The sequence below is a fragment of the Pseudomonas sp. SG20052 genome (genome assembly GCF_031766055.1).
GTDB lineage: Bacteria > Pseudomonadota > Gammaproteobacteria > Pseudomonadales > Pseudomonadaceae > Aquipseudomonas > Aquipseudomonas mandelii.
Genome location: NZ_CP134498.1, coordinates 4,485,092 through 4,506,112, shown reverse-complemented (window position 1 = coordinate 4,506,112; position 21,021 = coordinate 4,485,092). Strand labels below are relative to the sequence as shown.

Sequence of the window (21,021 nt, the reverse complement as noted above, 5' to 3'; positions counted from 1 at the left end):
TTGCATCTGGCGTATTCAGATCCCCATGTTGGCCAAGGCTTGCACGATGTTGCGCAAGGTGCCAGCGAGGGTGGGGTGTTCGACTTCAAAGCGTTCGACGGCCAGGTTGACGCCGTCGACGAGGCTGGAATCCTGGGTTTTGGTTTCGAGCTCAAGCTCCAGTTCGATCTGTTGCATCAGCGCGTGCAGGTCTTCGCGCTCGGCTTCCGTCAGCGGCGGATTCTGTTCCAATTGCTCGCGCAGAGTATTGAGCTGTTGTTGCAGTTCGCGGGCAGGCATGGCGTTCTTCCTTTTATCGATAGGCACTGGCATAGACCGCAGCAGCGTGCCAAAGGTCTATGGCTTGCCTTTAGATTAATCCACTCCCGCGCAACCTGCATGATCTCGATCAGGGCTTTTCGCCCTTGAGCCGACGCAGGCTGATGTCCGCCAGGCAGGTGTCGAGCTCGCCGAGGTGATCGATCACCGAATGCACACCCAGGCTGAACAACTGCACGGTCGCTTTACCACGCAGGTGTTCGCGCTCCTTTTGGCTCAAGGCCTGCCATTCGTTGGGCGCCAACCCGCAGAGCGAACCGCAGGACGCCAGGCCGATCGTCCATAACCCGGCATTCAGTCCCGATTGCAGCAGTCGCGGTTCGCCACTGACCAGCACGCAACCATCGAGTCGTTCGACATTCAATGCCATCAAGGCTTGCCAGCAAGCGTTCGGCGCCGGCCATGGATTGAGTGTTGCGGGGTGTTGCGAAGGTTTGATCCACGCAGGCAGGGCGCCGGCCAGCGAATGGGTGAGGGCGGGGGGCAACTCGTCGAGCCAGGCGCAAGGAATCTGCTGGCGCTGCAAGCTGTTCAGACTGTCCAGCGCGCCGGGGGTGACCTCGGCATGCGCTGGTGTGTGAGTATCGTGCTGGCGCATCCGGGCGCCGAAATCCACCAGGCAACCGCTGAGCCCGAACAGTACGGCGGTCAGGCTGGGTGCGGCAACGGGCAAGGCTTCGGCGTGCGGCATATCAACGTCCCTGAAATAACGACAAGGCTATGTGTTGCCGGTGACAGTTGCATGACACTGATGTGAAGCGCGCTCAGTCAGGACGAATCATCTGTAAGTCCTCACGCGCGAGGCTGCCCTAAACCGGCTTTTCCGTCTTATACTAGCCAGCTTATCGCCTGGGCCAAGTGCCCATGCCAGTACAATCCAAGGAGTTTTCTATGCGCTGGAGCAATCGTCTAGCTCAGCTTTGTGTGTGTGCCAGCGTGTTGCTGGTTCCGTTCGCAGCCCAGGCTGCCACGGAAGAAGACCCTTGGGAAAGCGTCAACCGTCCAATCTTCCAGTTCAACGACTTCGTCGACACCTATGCACTCAAGCCAATCGCTCAAGGCTACCAGTTCGTGACGCCGCAGTTTCTGGAAGACGGCATTCACAACATGTTCCGCAACGTCGGTGATGTCACCAACCTTGCCAACAACGTCTTGCAGGCTAAACCGGCCGCGGCTGGCGTCGATACTGCGCGTCTGATCTTCAACACTACCTTCGGCCTGCTGGGCTTCTTCGACGTCGGCACCAAAATGGGCCTGAATCGTAGCGACGAAGACTTCGGCCAGACGCTCGGTTACTGGGGCTTGGGCAGCGGCCCGTATGTGATGTTGCCGCTGTTGGGCCCAAGCACGTTGCGTGATGCGCCATCCAAGTACGTCGACGGCTACACCGGCCCGTATCGCTATATCAACGACGTGCCCGTGCGTAACTCGATCTTCGGTCTGAACATCGTCGACACCCGCGCCAGCTTGCTGTCGAGCGAGAAGTTGATCACTGGCGACAAATACACGTTCATTCGCAATGCGTATTTGCAGAACCGCGAGTTCAAGGTCAAAGACGGCCAGGTCGAAGACGATTTTTGATCTCTACCCATGAAATGAAGAAGGCGGCCGATTGGCCGCCTTCTTTCGTTTGGATCAGGGCTTATTTCATCTTCAAGATTGTAAGCCCGAGTTTCTGACTGCCACCGTCCTGTTCCTTCACCCAGACCACTTCGGTGTCGGCTTCAAGGCCTTTGAGCGCTGCGTGGTCGGAATCGATGCGCACGCTGAGCCGGTCTCCGACCTTGAACAGGCGGGGTGCCTCCACCTGCATGCCACTGCTGGAAAGGTCGATGCAGACGGCTGGCACCTCATCGCCTTCGTGAATCAGCGACACATCGGCATCGACCCGCATGCGGATGAAATCGCGCTTTTCGCTGTAGTCCCGATCGGTTTGACTCATGGGCTTCATCCTTCCATTGGGTTACGGTTTTGCCTGTTCTTATAACTCCCGGTGATTTGACAAGTAAAGACGTCAAGCGACCATCGGCGTGAGCTTGAAACGCCCCGCGGATGGGAGTACCGTCTGCGCCTTAGAAGGGCACCTCTGGTGTACCTGTGTGTAGGGCAAATGCCCGATAACGGTGCGACAGAGAGGCTAGAAAGCGAATCCAGTAGTGTGAGCCGGGCTAAACTCCGTGCCTGCTACGCCAACCTAATTCTGGCGCCGTTTGCCCACATGCCAAAAACCAGTGCCACGCTGCTGATAATCGATGATGACGAAGTAGTGCGCGCGAGCCTCGCGGCCTACTTGGAAGACAGTGGTTTCAGTGTCCTGCAAGCCAGCAATGGCCAGCAGGGTCTTCAGGTATTCGAGCAAGACAAGCCTGACTTGGTCATCTGCGATCTGCGCATGCCGCAGATGGGCGGACTCGAACTCATTCGCCAGGTCACCGAGCTGTCGCCGCAAACCCCGGTGATCGTGGTTTCGGGTGCCGGCGTGATGAACGACGCGGTCGAGGCCTTGCGCCTGGGTGCGGCGGATTACCTGATCAAGCCTCTCGAAGATCTGGCTGTGCTCGAGCACTCTGTGCGCCGTGCCCTGGATCGTGCGCGCCTGCTGCTGGAGAACCAGCGCTACCGCGAGAAGCTGGAAAAGGCCAACCGCGAGCTCGCCGCCAGCTTGAACCTGCTCCAGGAAGACCAGAACGCCGGTCGCCAGGTGCAGATGAACATGCTGCCGGTCAGCCCCTGGACCATCGACGAGTTCCAGTTCGCCCACCAGATCATCCCGTCGCTGTACCTGTCGGGTGATTTCGTTGACTACTTTCGGGTCGACGAGCGTCGCGTAGCCTTCTACCTGGCCGACGTTTCCGGCCATGGCGCCTCTTCAGCCTTCGTCACCGTGCTGCTGAAGTTCATGACCACGCGCTTGCTGTTCGAGTCCAAGCGCAGCGGCACATTGCCGGAATTCAAGCCTTCAGAGGTCCTTGGTCATATCAACCGAGGCCTGATCAGTTGTAAGCTGGGTAAACACGTCACAATGGTCGGTGGTGTCATCGACGAGGAGACAGGTTTGTTGACCTATAGCATCGGTGGTCATTTGCCGTTGCCTGTGTTGTACACGCCAGACAGTGTTCGTTATCTGGAAGGTCGTGGCCTGCCGGTGGGCCTCTTCAATGAAGCCACCTATGAAGACCACGTGTTGGAACTGCCGCCGACGTTCAGCCTGACGCTGATGTCCGATGGCATTCTGGACCTTTTGCCAGAACCTACACTCAAAGAAAAAGAAGCGGCTTTGCCCCAACGGGTCAAGGCAGCGGGCGGCAGCCTGGATGGTCTGCGGCAGGTTTTTGGATTGGCCACGCTAGGGGAGATGCCGGATGATATCGCCCTGTTGGTGTTGAGCAGGAATCTTTAATGAGTACCGGTAGAATCCAGTTCGCCGAGCAGGATGGCACCTTCGTCCTGAAGTTCGTCGGTGAAGTTCGCCTGACCCTGTGTTCGGCGTTGGATGCGACTATTGAGCGGATCTTCACCGCGTTGAACTTCAACGCGATCGTGATCGACCTGACCGAAACCCGCAGCATCGACAGCACCACCCTGGGCCTGCTGGCCAAACTGTCGATCCTGTCGCGGCAAAAGGTCGGCCTGCTGCCGACCGTCGTCACCACCCACGAAGACATCACCCGTCTGCTGCAGTCCATGGGCTTCGAGCAAGTGTTCAACATCGTTGACCGCCCGATCCCGTGCCCTGAATGCCTGACCGACCTGCCAGACCAGGATCAGTCCGAGGAAGTCGTGCGGATCAAAGTGCTCGAGGCACACAAAATCCTCATGGGCCTGAACGACTCCAATCGTGAAGCCTTCCATGACCTGGTGAATGCTTTAGAGCGTCATTGATCCCCTGAGGGGGATGTAGGGAAGGCGGGCTCCATCGCGAATCCCCGAATCCAAAGCATGAAAAAGGGCGACCCTGTAAGGGGTCGCCCTTTTTGCATTGCGCTGGACTAGATCACAGCTTGGCTTGCAGCAGTGCTTCGAGTTTTTCCTGGTCGCGAGCGAACTGACGAATCCCCTCAGCCAGTTTCTCGGTCGCCATCGCGTCCTCGTTGGACAACCAGCGGAACTGCGCTTCATTCAGGCTCAAGCGCCCTTCACCCGCATGCCCCGGGGCCAACTTGCGCTCCAGCTTGCCAGTGTCTGCCGCCAGCTTTTCCAACAGGTCCGGGCTGATGGTCAGGCGATCACACCCGGCCAACTGCTCAATCTGATTCAGATTGCGGAAGCTCGCACCCATGACCACGGTCTTGTAGTCATTGGCCTTGTAGTAGTTGTAGATACGCGTCACCGACTGCACACCCGGATCATCCGCGCCGGTGTAGTCGTTGCCGTTGGCTTTCTTGTACCAGTCGTAGATGCGGCCTACGAATGGCGAAATCAGGAACACCCCGGCGTCAGCACATGCCGCCGCCTGAGCAAACGAGAACAGCAGCGTCAGGTTGGTCTGAATGCCTTCCTTTTCAAGCTTCTCGGCGGCGCGAATGCCTTCCCAGGTGGAGGCGATTTTGATCAGCACGCGGTCACGGCCGATGCCGGCCTTGTCGTACAGCTCGATCAGACGGTGCGCACGCTTCAATACGGCGTCAGTGTCGAACGAAAGGCGTGCATCCACTTCAGTGGAAATGCGGCCCGGTACAACCTTCAGGATTTCCTGGCCTACCGCCACGCCGAAGCGGTCGCTGGCCAGGCCCACATCGCCCTTGCAGTCGTGGACGCAGGCGTTCAGCAACTCGGCATAACCGGGAATGGCCGCCGCTTTCAGCAGCAGGGAAGGGTTGGTGGTAGCGTCGACGGGTTTTACGCGAGCGATAGCTTCGAAGTCGCCGGTGTCGGCAACTACGGTGGTCATTTGTTTGAGTTGTTCCAGCTTGGAAGTCATGGGCGTGCTCTGTCCTATGGGTCTAATGACATTACCCGAGCGCTGACAGCCACTCAAGGGCGCATGTACGTATCGGTGGCCCCGTTGGCAACAACCGGAGAACGGATGTTTGAAAGGTGGGGCGCGGGTCTCGGTAAATACGATGCCAAAACCGCGCGCAGGTTCAAAGCAACTGACCGTTGACGGCTCTATGGCAACTCTGGCGCCTGAGCTGGCATGCCTGCATTCGCACGCCAACGGGTGTTAAAAAGGGTCAGGTTCAGCCGTTATAAGATGTCAATTAGTGCCACTCGGATGGCGTGTAATGTGGCGCGGATAAATGTAGGTATTGGATGGGGAAATGACTTCACAAGGTGAGCGGGTGTCTGCAATTGTGGAGGCCTTTGATGACATTATTCTCGGTTATGTCTTGAAAAAATTGACCGAAGTATTTGAAGCGCTGATGGCCGCATCAAAGAAGAACCATCCGGACAATGTGACGGGTCTGGTTGAAATGGGAAGGGTGAAAGCCGCAAAGAAAATTCCCGGTTGGCTCAATCGAGTGAAACACAGCATGCCCAGCCAAGTCACTCGCGTGTTGCTGGAACAAATGAGCGACTCACAGAAGTCCAAACATGACCTGCGGCTTGAAGCGCAAGCCGTATTGTTCGAGGTGCTGATGGAAGAGTCGCTGGCAATGGACGCCGCAAGTTATGCAGAGTGGATTAATAAAAGCGCCGGTTGATGGTGGGCGCGGTCATTCATCAGGGTTACTTCAATAACATTTTGACGGCAGCTTCCGCAGGTTTTGATGTTCCATCGGACGACTTTAATCCAAAACTTCGTTCGCGATCATTGCTGCCAGAGTCGCTGTTTTTCCATTCGTAAAGGGATGTCAGCGGTATATTCAGTTTTTTGACGTCCGAGATAAATCTTGTAATGCGTGATGCTTGTCCGGCGGTGCCTCCGATGGAACTGAGCGATGGCACTCCCCATTCGGTAATGACCCCCGGCACATGGAAGTTATCAAGGATAAACGCTTGAGTACGGCTGATTTCGGTGCCCGACATGCCATACGGGTGATAAGAAACAGCGCTGAGGCACCGTGGGTGTTCCCTCAGGATCTCAGTCAGTGCGACGGTCGCCTTGGAGTCTTTGGTGGGTGCCTTCGCGAATCCAAAGCCGATCAGGGGTGTTGAGTGATCCCGCTTTTGTAACGCGTTGCACACTGCGCTCATGAACGGCACAAACGTTACTTCAAAATCCTGGGTAGGCCAGTATTTTGGCAAGTCCGGTTCATTCCAGATTTCAATGGCGACAAGCTGCGCACTGAAGGCGTTTTCCAGACCGATCACCGAGTTGGCGAATGAATCTCCCGCAGCGGCGAGATCTATCTCACTGCTTTGCGTTTTGTGGGTTAACGCTTTGGTGGAGCGAACGGTCATCAATACTGGCAGGTCGGCGGATTTGGCCGCTGCGAAGGCTTCACTGATCTGTTGTTGATACGCCGGGTTACCCAGGCTATTCGTCCATACGCCAAAGCGCACGAATCCAAACCCTGACGCCTTGATCTCATGGGCGTCGGCGGTCGAGAAATTCTGGATCTTCACCTGAACGCCTATTGTCTTGTTGTCCTGGGCCAGCGCTGAAAAAGCCTGACTGGCGTAAACAGGGCTGAAGGCGCCAAGTATAAATAGCGTTGAAGTGGCAATCAGTCGAAAACACATGGAGGGCATAACGGGCAGTTCCTGTAGTCGTCCAGAGTAGAGGGCAGGGGAACATAGCATTAGTCAGTTAATACAGCGATACCATTAATCTTCCCGCCCAGACGTCCATTGTTAATATTGGTCGGATAAATAACTTTCCTATCGTGAGTGTTATTTATGGTCCGGTTTTCTGGTTGGGCGTTTTTTGTGTGTCGTGGTATTTAATACGAAAGTATTTTCATGATGGATCCCACTCTGAATGCGGGACGGTCTTGTTGGCTCACTTATAGCCTCGTTATACGTGGGCCGAATCGACACTACACGGGAAGAGTAGCCTTGTTCAGAAAGATTCTTGTGGTCTGCGTCGGCAATATATGCCGAAGCCCGACCGCTGAACTGTTGCTTCGCCATGCGCTGCAACCTTCAGGTATCTCAGTGACCTCCGCGGGATTGAACGCGCGGGTGGGTGAGTCTATTGAGCCCGACGCACTTCGGGTTCTTGAAGAACAGGGTCACGAAGACCAAGGGTTTAAAGCGCGGCAGATTACGCCTGCCATTGTCAATGAATCAGACCTCATCCTAGTCATGGAAAAAGAGCATGTACAGGGCGTACTAAAGATTGCATCACACGCCAGGGGCAAAGTGTTTCTTCTGGGGAAGTGGCAGAGTGAACGCGAAATAAAGGACCCGTATCGTCAAGGAAAAGCTGCGTTTGTCCATGCCCATGCATTGATTGAAGATGCCGTTTGCTCATGGGCGCAGCGCCTCGGACGTTGATGGATGATTTTCAGATTAGTAATAATGGTAAAAGAATAGACCTTATGCAGTTACCGTCAGTAGTCAGCACCCGGGATAAAGACAGAGACGAGATTGATCTGCTCGGTTTATTAGGCACATTGATTGACCATAAATGGTTAATAGGCGCCATCACCGGGGCGTTCATGGTGACCGGTGCCGCGTATTCGATTTTATCGCCGCCCGTGTATCTGGCGAACGCCCTGGTCCAGGTCGAGCCGAAAAAGAACGACATGCTGGGGTTCTCGGATATCAGCAGCATGCTCGGTGGACAATCACCGGCGGCTACCGAGATCGGCATTATCAAGTCTCGTGCGGTTATCGGTAAAACGGTCGATGATCTGCATCTTGATATTGTGATTACGCCCAACACCTTTCCCGTTATCGGCGGCTTTCTTGCTCGGCGCTATAAAAGCAGCCCTGCGGAAAGTGTCTCGCCACCGCGCTTTGGCATGAACAGTTATGCCTGGGGCGGCGAGCGCCTTTATATCGAACAGCTCGATCTGCCGGCTGAACTGTTGGGCAAGAAATTGATGTTGGTCGCCGAAGAGCGCAATCGATTCAAGCTCTACGATGACAACGGCGGTTTGTTGGTCGAAGGCGCAACAGGCGAAGCCATCGCACAGGAGGGTGTCGAAGTCCTTATCGCGAGCATGGCCGCGAATCCGGGCACTAAATTCGAAGTCGTGCGCAATCCACGCATTGTCACCATTCAGAATTACCAGGACGCCCTCGATGTATCCGAGCAAGGTAAAGAGTCGGGCATTATAAGTCTGGCCCTGGCCAGCACCGACTACGCCTTGGCGGTGAAGATTCTCAACAAGATTTCAAGGCTTTATGTGCAGCAGAATGTGCAACGCACCTCTGCCGAGGCGGCCCAGAGCCTTGAGTTCCTGCAGGCGCAACTCCCGCAAGTCAAAGACGATCTGGTCAAGGCCAGCAACGCGCTGAACAGCTATCAGACCCACGGAAATACGGTCAACATCTCCCTCGAAACCAAGTCTGTGCTGGAACAGATGGTGGTGCTGGATACGCGCATCTCGGATCTCAAACTCCAGCAAGCCGACATGGACCGAAAGTTCACCCGGGAGCATCCGGCCTACCGCGCATTGATGGCGCAGATGGGGGATTTGAACAAACAGCGACAAGGGTTGGAAAAGAAAGTCCAAGGACTTCCGGCGACACAGCAGGAGCTGTTAAACCTGACCCGTGATGTGGAAGTGGCGACACAGATTTATACCCAGTTGCTGAACAAATCCCAGGAGCTGGACATTGTCAGGGCCGGGGCGGTCGGCAATGCGCGGCTGATTGATACGGCGGACGTCGACATCACCACCCCGGTCAAACCGCGCAAAGCCCTGATCGTATTGATTGCGACGTTGCTGGGTGGCTTTGTCGGTGTAGCGCTGGTGTTAGTGCGTAAATCGCTGAGCAGAGGACTCGAAGGACCGGAAGCCATCGAGCAACTGGGGCTGCCGGTTTATGCCTCCATTCCTTACAGCACCCTGCAACAAGAAGAAGATACTAAAAAAGTCAGACAGGGCGACGGAGCCAACAGCCAGTCTTTCCTATTGGCCCTGCGTAACCCCACGGACCTGTCCATCGAATCGATCCGCAGCTTGCGGACCTGTCTGCATTTTGCAGGGCTGGATGCCACCAACAACCGGATCATGATCTCCGGTCCGAGTCCTCAGGTAGGCAAAACATTTGTCTCTTCCAACTTGGCCGCGGTCATCGCTCAAAGTGGGCAGACGGTCGTACTGATCGATGCCGATATGCGCAAAGGTCATCTGCACAAGACCTTGGCGACACCGATCAGCAATGGCTTGTCCGATCTGTTGACCAAGCGCTGCAGCATCGAGCAAGCGATCAATAAACTCGAAGTCGATAACCTGCATTTCATCAGTCGGGGACAAGTACCGCCCAACCCGTCCGAACTGTTGATGCATGCCAACTTCAGAGAACTCCTCGCTGAACTGAGTGAACTCTACGACGTGGTAATCATCGACACGCCACCTCTTCTGGCCGTGACAGATGCGGCCATCGTTGGACGTGAAGCCGCCATTAATCTGATCGTGACGCGCTTCGGCGTCAATCCGGCCAAAGAGATCGAATTGACGATTCGTCGGTTTGCTCAAAACGGCATCGAATTGAAAGGCGCGATTTTCAACGGTGTCGAGAAGCGAGCGTCCAGCTATTACGGTAATGGCAGTTATGGCTATTACAACTACGAGTACGCCTCTGACAAGTCGTAAATGCGGGTTCTATTTGCCAGGTCATGGACTGAGAGTGGACTCACCATTCTCCGGTCCCTGTCGCCTTGCGACTACGATAATGGAGTTGGGTGAACTGTGAAAAAAATACTACATGTGGCGGAAACGATTAAAGGTGGCGTTGCGACGGTCATCCGGACGATATCAACCCCTCCCAAGGGCGACGCCCAGCAGTATGAACTGGTGTATTTGATTCCGTTCGACCAGAAGAAAGAACTGCATGGCATTGATGAAAAAGACATCAGGACCTTCTCCCGAAACAAGAGAGATGTCGTCTCCCTGCTGCGCTTTGCCTGGCAACTCATTCGAGTGATCTTCAAGGAAAAACCGGATGTCGTGCACTTGCACAGCACGTTTTCCGGGGTCATTGGCCGATGCGTGTGTTTAATCTTGCGGCCTTGGCGGTCTCCGAAAATCATCTACTGCCCGCATGCGTTTTCGTTCTTGATGGAAAGTTCTCCTGCCAAACAGAAAGTGTATTCTCTGATTGAGCGGCTTTTGCAAAAAGTCACGGATGTCATTATCTGTGTCAGCCAGTATGAACTGGATAAAGCGGCCTCGTTTGGTATCGACCGCCGCCGTATGAAACTGATCTACAACGGCATTCATTATAAAAACGATGAGAGCCTGTCCAGTCAGTGCACGGATATTCAACTTTTATTTGTCGGTCGACTGGACTATCAGAAGGGCTTTGATGTCTTGCTCAAGGCATTCACGGAAGTTGAGCGCACCGACTTGAAACTGACTGTGGTTGGCAGTGCGGTGAATGAGGAACCGGTAGAGTGCCCCGTCATTGACGCTGTTGAATACCTGCCTTGGGTGACCCCGGCCGAAGTCAATGCCCTCTATAAAACCGCCGATGCCCTGATTGTCCCCAGCCGCTGGGAAGGTTTTGCCATGGTTCCCCTTGAGGGCATGGCCATGGGCGTGCCCGTTATTGCCAGTGACTGCACTTCGCTCCCTGAACTGGTCACGCACAACGTCACGGGCTACATATTTTCGACGGGCGATCACCAGGCGCTCAGTAACATCTTAGTGAACATCAAGAAACAGAAGTTGCTGGAACTCGGCACCGAAAGCCGCAAGCGGGTGCGCGAACGGTTCAGCGCAACGCTGATGATCCAGAAAACCTATGACGTGTATTCCGCTCAAACTTATTAAGTAGATATCAAGATATGAACGTAACTATTTTGCATGGCTACAGTGCATCCAATTCCGGTGATGGCCTCCTGGTGGATTTGGCAATCGCCTTGGTGCTGCGAAACTTTGGTGCTGACACGTTAATCAATGTCGTTGCGTCAGACCCCCAATCATTTAGTTACCTTCCCTATAAGCGGTATGACGCGCCGGTCATGGCGGCTAAAGGACTGGGACGCGTGAAGGAAGCGGTTTTCCTTAAACAGTCTTACGCGCCACTCGCCGATCTCTTGAGCACCAGCGATCTGATCGTCGGGGTGGGCGGTGGGTACATGCGGTCAAAGAGCGCCTTTGAACACATCAAGCTGAAACTGGGCCATGCCAAACAGCTCGAAACGGCGATCTTGAGTAAGGTGCCGTCGGTTTACCTGCCGCAAAGTATCGGCCCGTTCCACGGCGAGAGCAGCGCGATCGTAAAACACTACGCCAGTGCCGATGCGGTGTTTGTCCGTGACAACAGGTCGTCGGCCATTTTCCAATCCAATGAAAATGTCTATCGAGCGCCAGACCTGGCGGTCCAGGCGTTGGCGAAAAAGATTCTGGTGCAACCCAAGTTCACCCGCTGTGCGTCATCGCCGGCCGTGGTCTGCGTGGTTTTACGCAAGCCGCCGGAATGGAGCAAAGAGAAAAAGATCGCCTACGTTGCCAACTTGAAGCTTCTTTTGAAGAGACTAAGGGCGAAAAGCAAAGTGGTCTGCGCTGTTCAAAGCGCCGTTCGTGGCAACGATGACGGGGCGTTCTATCGGGAACTTGGCATTACCGAGGATCTCTTGCCCTTGAAGGCGACCCTGTCCAAGTATCAGCCCGACCTGGTCATTTCCGTAAGGCTGCACGGAGCCATCGAGTCTCTGCTCGCCGGCGTGCCTGCGTTTCATATCAGCTATGAACGCAAAGGTTTTGGCGCCTATCAGGATATGGGCGTGGAAGATTGGGTGATCAACGGCGGGGACATCAATGTCGACACCATCATCGACACTGTTTACGCGCCGAATGCGTTGTCCAGATTCGGTAAAAAACTGACGGACACCTGCAAAGAAATCGAAGCCAAAACGGAGCTGATGGACACGATCATCAAAGGGATTGTTCGATGATATTTCGGCTGTTGCTACGCGGAGGTGCTTTAGGCGCAAAGTTCTTGCTGGTGTTGGCCATCACGCATTACCTGGGTTATGAGGCTTTGGGTTTCTACGGGGTGGTGGTGGCCGCTTCATTGATCGCTTCCAAGTTTTACAGCGTCGGGTTCAGTTCTGAAATCAACCGGCTGATCAGCGTGGGGGGCAGTTCGAAGCTTGTCGTTGATAAGGTACTGATTCTGTACCTGGCCGTTGGTTTGCTGTTATCGGTGGTCACGGTCGCGCTCTACTCACTGTTCAGTGATGTTGAGGCGAGTGCCGCGTTGATCGCGTGCGTCACGCTGTTGCTGCTCACCGAGCATCTGTCCTTCGAAATAAACTCGTTTGTCTTTTCCGCACAAAAGGCCAACTGGGGCGCGTTGTTGTTTTTCATCAAGACCGGCCTCTGGGCGCTCCTTGCCGTGGGCGGACTGATGACCGGCGTAGTGTCCACCATCGCCAGTGTGCTTTGGTTATGGGTGGCCACCAACCTGTTGGTCATCGTGGCCGGTTACTTCATTGTGGTTGACGTACATAAGGGCCGGGGCGTCAGTGCCGTCACCACGGTTTCGGTCTGGAGAGCAGGGTTGCCCTTTTATCTGGGAGGCGGGCTGATCGCATTAAGTCAGTACGCTGAACGTTTTCTGATTCTGGACATTGAACCGTATGCCAGCCTCGGCAAATACGTTTACTCCTGGTCTGCCGCCAACACGTTGCAAGCACTGTCCTACGCTGTTGTTGCGGTGGTGGGCATTCCCGTGCTCGCCAAGCGTTATAAAAATAGCCAGCAGGCGCTGACGGTCCGGCAATTGTTCGTAATCAATGGGTGCTGCGCTCCCTGATGGTTTCCTGCGCGGTGGCTGTGCTGATTTATGCGTTCTTCAATATCTTGCTCGATTATGTGGACGCAGCAGTCCCGCGTCCGGATAACCGGATTTTAGCGATTCTGATTTTCTCTTGTGCCCTGCGCGCCGTCGGCGATATCGTCTGGGGCGGCCTTATTGCCTCGAAGAACAGTCGGGTTTCGTTAGCCAGTGCAGCGATCTGTTTGGCGGTTTCACTGCCCGTCAGCTATGTGCTCATCAAGCACTATTCAATTTATGGCGCGGCGTGGGGCAATGTCTTTTCGATCACGGTGCAGTTGGCCGTCATTGCTTTGCTGACCAGGTTTGCCCGGTCAAAGGGGGCCTTGTAATGGCCATCTCGCTACCGTCCATAGAGTTTCGCGGAAGAAAACTCGATTCACCCATTTCATTCCTGATTCTGCTGTGTGGTCTTTTTCTGTCTATTGCGATGCCGCTGCTGATGCACCGCGATCCTGGCCCGGATGCGATGACCTTGTGGACGTCATACGTTCGTTCAGACAACTGCAATTTCTGGAATCCGTTTTCACCAGACCGGTCCTCTTATGAGTGCTCCGCTTACCTGCTGCGTCCCACCGGTATCAACCTGACCAATGCGTGGGCCTACGGGATGTTGTGCAACCTGTTTCTGACCTCTATCCCGATCTTCATCTTCAAAAGAATACCGATAACGATCTTCCTGACCTTGTGCCTGTGGGGGGTAGTCAGGTCGTTTTTTCTCGATAACCTGACCAAGGAAATCATTGTCTCGGTGGCGGTGATCGCCATTCTGTTTTTCTCCTTTTCGAAACGCTACCGCGCGGGCTTTTTCCTCTCTGCGCTGTTTTACGGTGTGCTGATCCGGCCCTACTGGATATTGTTTTCGCTGGTCTGGGTCGGTGTGTGCGTGATGAAGAAGCATGTATCGCGTTTCAGCTTTTTCGTGATGTTGTTCATGTTCTACCTGGTGATCGCGACGGCCATTCAGTTGCTGGTCGGCTATTCGGTTTCATCCATTCGCGCCAGTAACAATGAACAGCGGACTTTGGGTGAAGAAGGCTCGAAGTCATTGATCGTTTCATGGATTAACGGCGGAGACTTCGTGTCCCAGGCAGTGGACTCGATGAGCATCTTTTTCAGGCTGTCTTTCCCGGTGGAGTTGATCCTGCTCTCCGGCCTGGGGCAGATCATATTCGTCGTCCTGATGATGATGACCTCGTTGCTGATGTTCAAAATGATGACGTCGAGTCACTACAAGGGCTCAACCATCGAGCCGAAAGTCAAAGAGCTGATTGCGATCCCTCTGTCCTTTTTATTGGTGCAGGGGTTGTTCGAGCCTGACTTCGGCTCGTTTGCCCGACATTTCTCCATGGTGGTTCCGGTGCTGTTTCTGGGGCTGGGATTGCAGCTGCGCTCAAAGAAACCCGAGTCGGTTGAATCAAGCGTTCAGCGCTGAGGTTTGTGGTCTATGCAAAGCAAGAAAAAATCGTTGGAAATAGAAACGCTCAGAGGTCTGGCATGCCTGCTGCTGGTGCTCTATCACGTGATAGGTCCGCTGGGCGGCGGACTGAAAATCGACCTGGGGTCACCTTTTCGGGTGTTGGCGGATTCGATGGTGTACGTCAGGATGCCGCTGTTCACCTTCATATCGGGCTACATCTATTCGATATACAAGATCAGAGGCAATGACTTCTCCGCTTACTGCGTTGGCAAGGTGAGACGGTTGATCGTGCCGTTGTTTTTTGTCGGTATTCCATTTTCGGTGCTGCAGGTTGTAGGGCCTGGCGTTAACAAGGAGGTCGGGTTAATCGACGCCTTGTTGTCGTTCTACATACCGGTTAACCATTTCTGGTTTTTGCAGGCCGTCTTCATCATCTTTGTGTTTGTCGGTTTTCTGCAGTGGCGCGGTCTGTTGCAGACGGCGACGCGGCTGTATCTGCTGTTCTTGTTTTCGGCGCTGGTGTTCTTGTTGCCGCCTTTTTCGGTTGACGCGTTTGGCATCAATGGCGCGGTCTATTTGCTGCCGTTTTTCGTGACAGGGATGATTTGCCACGAAAAGGTCAGTGCCTTGAAGCAATCGCTGAAAGTGATCGGGCCGGTCGTGTTCGTCTTGATATCGGCTGTGCTGCTGTATGTCGCCGCCGTGGATCGCGAACTCATTGTCGATCGCAGAAGCGTTGTCGGTTTGCTCGTTGGCTGTATGTCCTGTGTCGCGCTACTGTCGACTGACATGCGCTCTAAAGCCCTGATCTGGTTGGGTGGATATTCTTACGCCATTTTCCTTTTTCACGTGCTGTTTGCTGCCAGTTCGCGGTTTGCCTTGGGCCGTTTGGGCGTCACGGATGACAGCGTTCTGGTCGCAGGCGGCGTGCTGTGCGGATTGTTGGGCCCCGTGCTGTTGTCGAACATTTTCAGCCGCTTCACCCTGACTTCCGTTCTGTTCCTGGGCGAGCGAGTTACCCGCAAAAAGACTCCAGCGGTCGGGTTGAAGGTGCCTCAATCCTGAGTACCCATTCAGCCGGCTTACTGATAGAGGAATGAGCCAGTGGTAGATGTCGATGATGTACGCCCCGTTCCTGCTCAGGTTGTCGAAGTGAGAAGTTCACGTGATCGGCTTGCTGCAATGACCAAGGGTAAAGCGGGGGAGGTGCTGGCCATCTCGGTAATTGGCGACAGTTACAGCGCGGGGCAGGATTTTTATCTCAATGCCCTCACTCAGCACTTGGCGAAAGATTTTGGTTTCGCCGGGCCTGGTTATGTCGGGTTCAATCACGGTGCCGCGCTCGGCGGTACGAATTTCAAATACACCCGCAGCAGCAAGAAGTACTTCGGTGGGGATTGGGACGTTTCCAGTCTTGGCCAGGCGAGTCCGGACAGCCGCACCGTGACCGGGCAGGCGGGCGCTTTTCTTGAAGTGGATTCCAAAGAAACGGCATCCATCAATACAGCCATTACCGACGCCAAGTTGCTCTACCTGGGCAATGGAAAAACCAGTGAGATGCGCTATCGGTGGACACCTTCAGACACCTGGCGGCCTTTGACGTTGGCCGGTTCCGGGGGGCAGGAAGTGCAGCTCAGTATCCCCGCCAATGCTGAATGGTCGTTAAAGCTCGAAGTAGTGAAAGGTGCGCCGACGTTGTTTGGTCTGTGGCTGGCCAATAATCAGGGCGGCGTCAGGATCTCCAAACTCGCCGCTTCCGGTGGCGCCTCAGGTGACTTTTATAAAAACGACCGTCTATGGCAAACCCAATGGAAGGCCATCGTTTCCAAGATACCGGCGGACGTTTACCTGATCATGTTAGGCGGTAATGACCAGGGGTTTGGCGTCAAGCCCAATGACTATCTGGAGAACATGAAAGGGTTGGTGCGGATGATTCGCGAAGTTCATCCGGCGGCGAGCATCAACGTCATCCTGCGTCAGGACACAACGCGCTCCAGTGCGTATCCGATGTCGGAGTACGCCCAGGTGCTTGAGCCTTGGGCGCGTTCGGAGCACATCGTGTATTCGAGTTTGCAGTGCACGTTCGGTCCCGACTTCAAGCGCTACGCCAATGACGGGCCGACGCCCATGATCGGTCCGGACAAAATCCACCCTATCCCGGGTTCGGGCGGTCGGCTTATTGCCGATTACGTGTATCGCCTGATTGTCGGAGGGGGCGGTGAGTCGCCGGGCCAGTGTGGTTCCGCTTTGAAATAATCATTCACCGTTCAAAGCGTTCCAGATGGCTCAGCAGCTCTGCGGTTTTCACAGGCATCAAGTCAGGATCACATCGCGTTTCAATATTGATAACAATTGCCGGGTCGCTATAGCGCACGCGAACCCGGAATCGCCAATCATTGAAAATCACTTTAAGCCCGTCGCTTTCATCGATATCCAGGGCCTGGTGGGCGTACAGATTTTTCAGATGGTTCAAGAGTGCAAAAGGGTCCCTGACCGGGCGATGGATATCGCCCGAAGAGGGGAACACCCCGATGCGCTCAACCAACAAGGCTGTGCCAAACCAGGCCGCCGAAGTGGAGGATAACGACGGGGTTTTTGACAGCCAGGCCATCACCCCGACGTTGCCCGCTTTCTGTTCGATGTCTACCGAGCGTTTTGCAGTGGTCATAGTGGCTTGCCTGGATGAGTGAGTGGGTCAAAGACCGTTGAGATACAGATGCTCATAGCAAAAGTTGGTGGCGTCGATATAGCCTTCTGCACCGCCACAATCAAAGCGCAGGCCTTCGAACTTGTAGGCCAGCACGCAGCCGTTTTGGGCCTGCTTCATCAGTGCGTCGGTGATCTGGATTTCGCCACCCTTGCCCGGCTGGGTGTCGGCGATCAAATCAAAAATATCGGGGGTCAGAATGTAGCGGCCAATGATCGCCAGGTTGGACGGTGCGTCCTCGGGTGCCGGCTTCTCGACCATGCTGTTGACCCGGTAGATCCCTTCGGAAATCAACTCGCCGGCGATCACGCCATATTTATGAGTCTGATCTCGAGGCACTTCTTGAATGGCCACGATCGAGCAGCGGAATTTTTTGTAGAGCTGGATCATCTGCGCCAGTACGCCGTCACCTTGCAGGTTCAGGCACAGGTCATCCGCCAGCACCACGGCGAACGGTTCGTCACCGATCAAGGGACGACCGCTGAGAATCGCGTGCCCCAGGCCTTTCATTTCGACCTGACGGGTGTAGGCGAACGTGCAGGTTTCAATCAGCTCCCGAGTGCCGGCCAGAAATTTTTCCTTTTCGGTGCCGCGAATCTGGTGTTCCAGTTCATAGCTGATATCGAAATGGTCTTCCAGCGCACGCTTGCCCCGGCCGGTCACAATTGCCATGTGCTGCAGACCGGCGTCCCGTGCCTCTTCAACGGCGTACTGGATTAAAGGCTTGTTGACGATCGGCAGCATTTCCTTCGGCATGGCTTTAGTAGCAGGCAAGAAGCGCGTGCCATAACCGGCGGCGGGGAACAAGCATTTACGAATCATAGATATATCCTGGAAAGTCATTATTCACATCCACGCAGAAACAATATCGAGTGTGGCTGTGAGTTTTGAAGTATTACTGAGGTTGTACTTTAATACCTGAGTGAGGCTTTATTGGCAATTATTAGCAGGTGTAGAGTGGGGTAAATGTTATTAGTTGTCGGGGCTGATGCCTTTTAGTTAATTTTAGTCGGGGTCTGTTAATAGTGTTGGTTGTTCTGAAGTGCTAATAAGGTTTGGCGTCAATGGGTGATGTGCACATTTAACATTGCCTGTAATTGAGCACTTCAATACCCCACTATGGACCGCTCTATGAAGATTCTGGTAACGGGTGGAACCGGTTATATCGGTTCTCACACTACACTTGCGCTGCTTGAGGCGGGCTTCGATGTGGTTGTGCTGGACAACCTTTGCAACAGCTCTGACGCGTCCCTGCACGCCATTGAAGCCCTCTGCGGCAAGTCCGCATCGATGATTCGCGGGGATGTGTGCGACCGGGCATTGCTGGACCGGATTTTTCAGGAGCATTCCATTGATGCTGTCCTGCATTTTGCCGGGCTCAAGGCCGTAGGCGAGAGCGTGCGCAAGCCGCTTGATTATTACGAGGCCAATGTTTGCGGGAGCATTACGCTGTGCCAGGCGATGTCGGCGGCGGGCGTGTTCCGGTTGGTGTTCAGTTCATCGGCCACGGTGTACGGCGCGCCTGAGCAGATGCCGATCCGGGAAGATTTCCCCACCGGCACGCCAACCAATCCTTACGGGCAATCCAAGCTGTTCATCGAAAACGTGCTGCAGGATCTGTGTGCGGCAGAGCCGCGCTGGAGCATCGCGCTGTTGCGTTACTTCAACCCGATCGGCGCTCATGCCAGTGGCCACATGGGTGAAGACCCCAGCGGGATTCCCAATAACCTGGTGCCTTACATCAGCCAGGTGGCCGTCGGCAGTCTCAAGGAGTTGTCGATATTTGGTGACGATTACCCCACCGTCGATGGCACCGGCGTGCGCGACTACATCCACGTGGTGGATCTGGCGGACGGGCACCTCAAGGCATTACAGACGATCTCGACGCGTACCGGAATCAATATCTGGAACCTGGGCACGGGCGATGGTTACAGCGTTCTGGAGGTAGTGCGGGCGTTCGAGCAGGCGTCGGGGCGTCCAGTGCCTTATCGCGTGATGCCACGACGCTCGGGCGACATCGCCGAGTGTTGGGCCGATCCTTCCAAAGCGGCGAAGGAGCTCGGCTGGAAGGCCACGCGAAATCTACAGGAGATGATGACAGACACCTGGCGTTGGCAATCGAATCATCCCAGGGGTTACGTCGAGTAGGGCTTGAAACAGGCCGTCAGCCCCTGGTTTTTCTGCTGAACTGTTATATCAGGACGCAATGTTAATTATGGTCGGGAAAATTGACTGGAAACACGTCCCGCAAGTCCGTAGATATAAAGAACACGCAGGAAGGAGTTTGATATGAAAAAGATGATGGTGATTGCCGTATTGTCCATGATGAGCAGCGGGGCTTTCGCAGTAGAAGTACCTCTTTCGCTGGATACAAAAGTGCTGGGTGATGTAACGGCGGCACAAGCTGCATTGGCCAGCACTGCGATTGTTTCAGGCGCAGTGGCTGCCTCCAGCAGCGGCGGAAGTTCCAACGGCGGAACAACCGGAAGTACCGGCACAACAGGCACTACCGGTACCACCGGCACACACTGATAAATACTGCAGGTGTCATACAAGATTGCCCGGCTAACACTGGGTGATCTTGTTTTGGGTTTGCCCTTGAATAGCGTAGTGCCATTATGATTCGTAGCGTTCCTTTTTTAATGCTGGCAAGTATTGCTTTGCAAGGTTGTATGTTTTCGCCGGGCCAACATATGAGCACCAGCGATATCACTCGCGAAGGCTCAAGCGAAAACAGTCGGGTCGAGCTTATTCCTATTACCCCCAAGCTTATCGCCATGGACAGGGCCACTCAGGTACATGAGTCATTACCCCCGGAATTGTTGACCACGCCCGACGAATACCGCATCGGTAACAACGATGTCTTGTACATCACGGTATGGGATCACCCCGAGCTGACCGCACCTTCTGGCGCGCAACAGCAGATCGATGCAAACGGCCGTCTTGTTCGGTCCGATGGCACGCTGTATTACCCCTACATCAAAGAAGTCCAGGCCGCCGGAAAGACCATCCAGCAACTGCGATCCGATATTGCCGAGAAGTTGTCGACCTTCATCTCGGACCCGCAAGTGGATGTCGCCGTGTTGCGCTTTGCCAGTCAGAAAGTGGTGGTGTCGGGCGCCGTATTGAAAGCAGGCCCTCAAGCGATTTCCACCAATCCGCTCAATGTGGTTGAAGCCTTGGGTTCGGCCGGTGTAGATCCGTTGAATGCGGACTTGTCCGGGTTGCTGTTGACGCGAAACGGGCGGGTTTATCCGCTGAATCTAGACGCGCTTAATCAACAGAATGCCGAGTTGCAGAAGGTCTACCTCAGAGGCGGCGATCAGTTGTATTTGCCCTACAACGACAGCAAGAAGATCTACGTGATGGGCGAGGTCAATCAGCCGCGTGCATTGACCTTCAAGACCCGCACCATGAATCTTTCCGACGTCATTGGTTCGGTAGGAGGGTTGAACCAGACCACCTCGAACGGCAACGCTGTGTACGTCATTCGCGGTGTAGAAAGCCTCGATGTCGAACCCGCCAAAATCTATCAATTACAAGCCGAGTCGCCGTCCGCCATGGCGCTCGCCACTCACTTCGATGTCCGCCCTCAGGACATTGTTTATGTAGGCCCTGCCAACGTTACCCGCTGGAACCGCTTCATCAGTCAATTGGTGCCATCGGCCTCGATTCTCGGTATGGGCGCGGCGGCACAAAACAACTTAAGTGAAGCCAACAGCAGATAAGG

At 54.7% G+C, this 21,021-nt stretch carries 21 protein-coding genes and 1 pseudogene; 15 read left to right on the top strand and 7 right to left on the bottom strand.

Annotated elements, in window-relative coordinates; all coding sequences use genetic code 11:
* Positions 1–15 precede the first annotated feature (15 nt).
* Both RHP74_RS20720 and RHP74_RS20715 read right to left on the bottom strand, forming a co-directional pair.
* Positions 16–279 (bottom strand): DUF4404 family protein, encoded by a 264-nt coding sequence (locus tag RHP74_RS20720; RefSeq protein WP_102594409.1) that lies wholly within the window; start codon positions 277–279, stop codon positions 16–18.
* A 109-nt stretch (positions 280–388) separates the two neighbouring features.
* Positions 389–1,009 (bottom strand): phosphatase, encoded by a 621-nt coding sequence (locus tag RHP74_RS20715; protein WP_077748234.1) that lies wholly within the window; start codon positions 1,007–1,009, stop codon positions 389–391.
* A gap of 200 nt (positions 1,010–1,209) precedes the next feature.
* On the opposite strand from RHP74_RS20715, the gene RHP74_RS20710 reads away from it, so the two are divergent.
* The gene (locus RHP74_RS20710; RefSeq protein ID WP_010456300.1) at positions 1,210–1,899 is read left to right on the top strand and encodes a VacJ family lipoprotein; all 690 of its coding nucleotides are present in this window, start codon (positions 1,210–1,212) and stop codon (positions 1,897–1,899) included.
* A gap of 61 nt (positions 1,900–1,960) precedes the next feature.
* Here the strand turns inward: RHP74_RS20710 and RHP74_RS20705 are convergent, their stop codons facing one another.
* The gene (locus tag RHP74_RS20705) at positions 1,961–2,260 is read right to left on the bottom strand and encodes a PilZ domain-containing protein (protein ID WP_010456298.1); all 300 of its coding nucleotides are present in this window, start codon (positions 2,258–2,260) and stop codon (positions 1,961–1,963) included.
* A 276-nt stretch (positions 2,261–2,536) separates the two neighbouring features.
* Between RHP74_RS20705 and rssB the strand changes: the two genes are divergently transcribed.
* Together rssB and rssC are read left to right on the top strand one after the other, a co-directional pair.
* Entirely contained in the window at positions 2,537–3,718 is a 1,182-nt protein-coding gene (gene rssB / locus RHP74_RS20700; protein WP_010456296.1) for a two-component system response regulator RssB, read from the top strand.
* On the top strand, positions 3,718–4,200 hold the full coding sequence (rssC, locus tag RHP74_RS20695) for an anti-sigma factor antagonist RssC (RefSeq protein ID WP_007935262.1): 483 nt from the start codon (positions 3,718–3,720) through the stop codon (positions 4,198–4,200). Before rssB ends, rssC begins: the two co-directional genes overlap by 1 nt.
* 112 nt (positions 4,201–4,312) lie before the next feature.
* Here the strand turns inward: rssC and tal are convergent, their stop codons facing one another.
* Entirely contained in the window at positions 4,313–5,239 is a 927-nt protein-coding gene (tal, locus tag RHP74_RS20690; RefSeq protein ID WP_010456288.1) for a transaldolase, read from the bottom strand.
* A 340-nt stretch (positions 5,240–5,579) separates the two neighbouring features.
* On the opposite strand from tal, the gene RHP74_RS20685 reads away from it, so the two are divergent.
* Positions 5,580–5,963, top strand: coding sequence for a hypothetical protein (locus RHP74_RS20685; protein WP_311096216.1), 384 nt, complete (start codon positions 5,580–5,582; stop codon positions 5,961–5,963).
* A gap of 25 nt (positions 5,964–5,988) precedes the next feature.
* Here RHP74_RS20685 and RHP74_RS20680 read toward each other — a convergent pair whose 3' ends face one another.
* Positions 5,989–6,954 (bottom strand): glycosyl hydrolase family 5, encoded by a 966-nt coding sequence (locus tag RHP74_RS20680; RefSeq protein WP_311096215.1) that lies wholly within the window; start codon positions 6,952–6,954, stop codon positions 5,989–5,991.
* Positions 6,955–7,260: 306 nt separating this feature from the next.
* Between RHP74_RS20680 and RHP74_RS20675 the strand changes: the two genes are divergently transcribed.
* The 8 genes and pseudogenes from RHP74_RS20675 to RHP74_RS20640 all read left to right on the top strand — a co-directional run bounded on the left by RHP74_RS20675 (position 7,261) and on the right by RHP74_RS20640 (position 16,840).
* Positions 7,261–7,701 (top strand): low molecular weight protein-tyrosine-phosphatase, encoded by a 441-nt coding sequence (locus RHP74_RS20675; RefSeq protein ID WP_102594406.1) that lies wholly within the window; start codon positions 7,261–7,263, stop codon positions 7,699–7,701.
* Between the two features lie 44 nt (positions 7,702–7,745).
* Complete coding sequence (locus tag RHP74_RS20670; RefSeq protein WP_311100525.1) at positions 7,746–9,974, top strand: polysaccharide biosynthesis tyrosine autokinase; 2,229 nt, start codon at positions 7,746–7,748, stop codon at positions 9,972–9,974.
* A 96-nt stretch (positions 9,975–10,070) separates the two neighbouring features.
* Complete coding sequence (locus RHP74_RS20665; RefSeq protein WP_010456278.1) at positions 10,071–11,153, top strand: glycosyltransferase; 1,083 nt, start codon at positions 10,071–10,073, stop codon at positions 11,151–11,153.
* 14 nt (positions 11,154–11,167) lie between these two features.
* Positions 11,168–12,280, top strand: coding sequence for a polysaccharide pyruvyl transferase family protein (locus RHP74_RS20660; RefSeq protein ID WP_042932696.1), 1,113 nt, complete (start codon positions 11,168–11,170; stop codon positions 12,278–12,280).
* Positions 12,277–13,496 (top strand): annotated as a pseudogene (locus RHP74_RS20655) (polysaccharide biosynthesis C-terminal domain-containing protein). The gene RHP74_RS20660 and the pseudogene RHP74_RS20655 overlap by 4 nt, the downstream one beginning before the upstream one ends.
* Positions 13,496–14,599, top strand: a complete 1,104-nt coding sequence (locus tag RHP74_RS20650; protein ID WP_010456273.1) for a hypothetical protein — start codon at positions 13,496–13,498, stop codon at positions 14,597–14,599. The pseudogene RHP74_RS20655 and the gene RHP74_RS20650 overlap by 1 nt, the downstream one beginning before the upstream one ends.
* A 12-nt stretch (positions 14,600–14,611) precedes the next feature.
* Positions 14,612–15,649, top strand: a complete 1,038-nt coding sequence (locus RHP74_RS20645) for an acyltransferase family protein (RefSeq protein WP_010456270.1) — start codon at positions 14,612–14,614, stop codon at positions 15,647–15,649.
* Positions 15,650–15,688: 39 nt separating this feature from the next.
* Positions 15,689–16,840 (top strand): SGNH/GDSL hydrolase family protein, encoded by a 1,152-nt coding sequence (locus RHP74_RS20640; protein WP_311096214.1) that lies wholly within the window; start codon positions 15,689–15,691, stop codon positions 16,838–16,840.
* 4 nt (positions 16,841–16,844) lie between these two features.
* Here RHP74_RS20640 and RHP74_RS20635 read toward each other — a convergent pair whose 3' ends face one another.
* Together RHP74_RS20635 and galU are read right to left on the bottom strand one after the other, a co-directional pair.
* Positions 16,845–17,252 (bottom strand): mannose-1-phosphate guanylyltransferase, encoded by a 408-nt coding sequence (locus RHP74_RS20635; protein ID WP_145305982.1) that lies wholly within the window; start codon positions 17,250–17,252, stop codon positions 16,845–16,847.
* A 27-nt stretch (positions 17,253–17,279) separates the two neighbouring features.
* Positions 17,280–18,113, bottom strand: a complete 834-nt coding sequence (gene galU / locus RHP74_RS20630; protein ID WP_010456264.1) for a UTP--glucose-1-phosphate uridylyltransferase GalU — start codon at positions 18,111–18,113, stop codon at positions 17,280–17,282.
* A 309-nt stretch (positions 18,114–18,422) separates the two neighbouring features.
* Between galU and galE the strand changes: the two genes are divergently transcribed.
* The 3 genes from galE (at position 18,423) to RHP74_RS20615 (ending at position 21,019) form a co-directional block, all read left to right on the top strand.
* Complete coding sequence (gene galE, locus RHP74_RS20625) at positions 18,423–19,439, top strand: UDP-glucose 4-epimerase GalE (RefSeq protein WP_083376200.1); 1,017 nt, start codon at positions 18,423–18,425, stop codon at positions 19,437–19,439.
* Between the two features lie 141 nt (positions 19,440–19,580).
* The gene (locus tag RHP74_RS20620) at positions 19,581–19,823 is read left to right on the top strand and encodes a hypothetical protein (protein ID WP_083376201.1); all 243 of its coding nucleotides are present in this window, start codon (positions 19,581–19,583) and stop codon (positions 19,821–19,823) included.
* Between the two features lie 140 nt (positions 19,824–19,963).
* Positions 19,964–21,019 (top strand): polysaccharide biosynthesis/export family protein, encoded by a 1,056-nt coding sequence (locus RHP74_RS20615; protein WP_311100523.1) that lies wholly within the window; start codon positions 19,964–19,966, stop codon positions 21,017–21,019.
* The last annotated feature ends 2 nt before the right edge of the window (positions 21,020–21,021 follow it).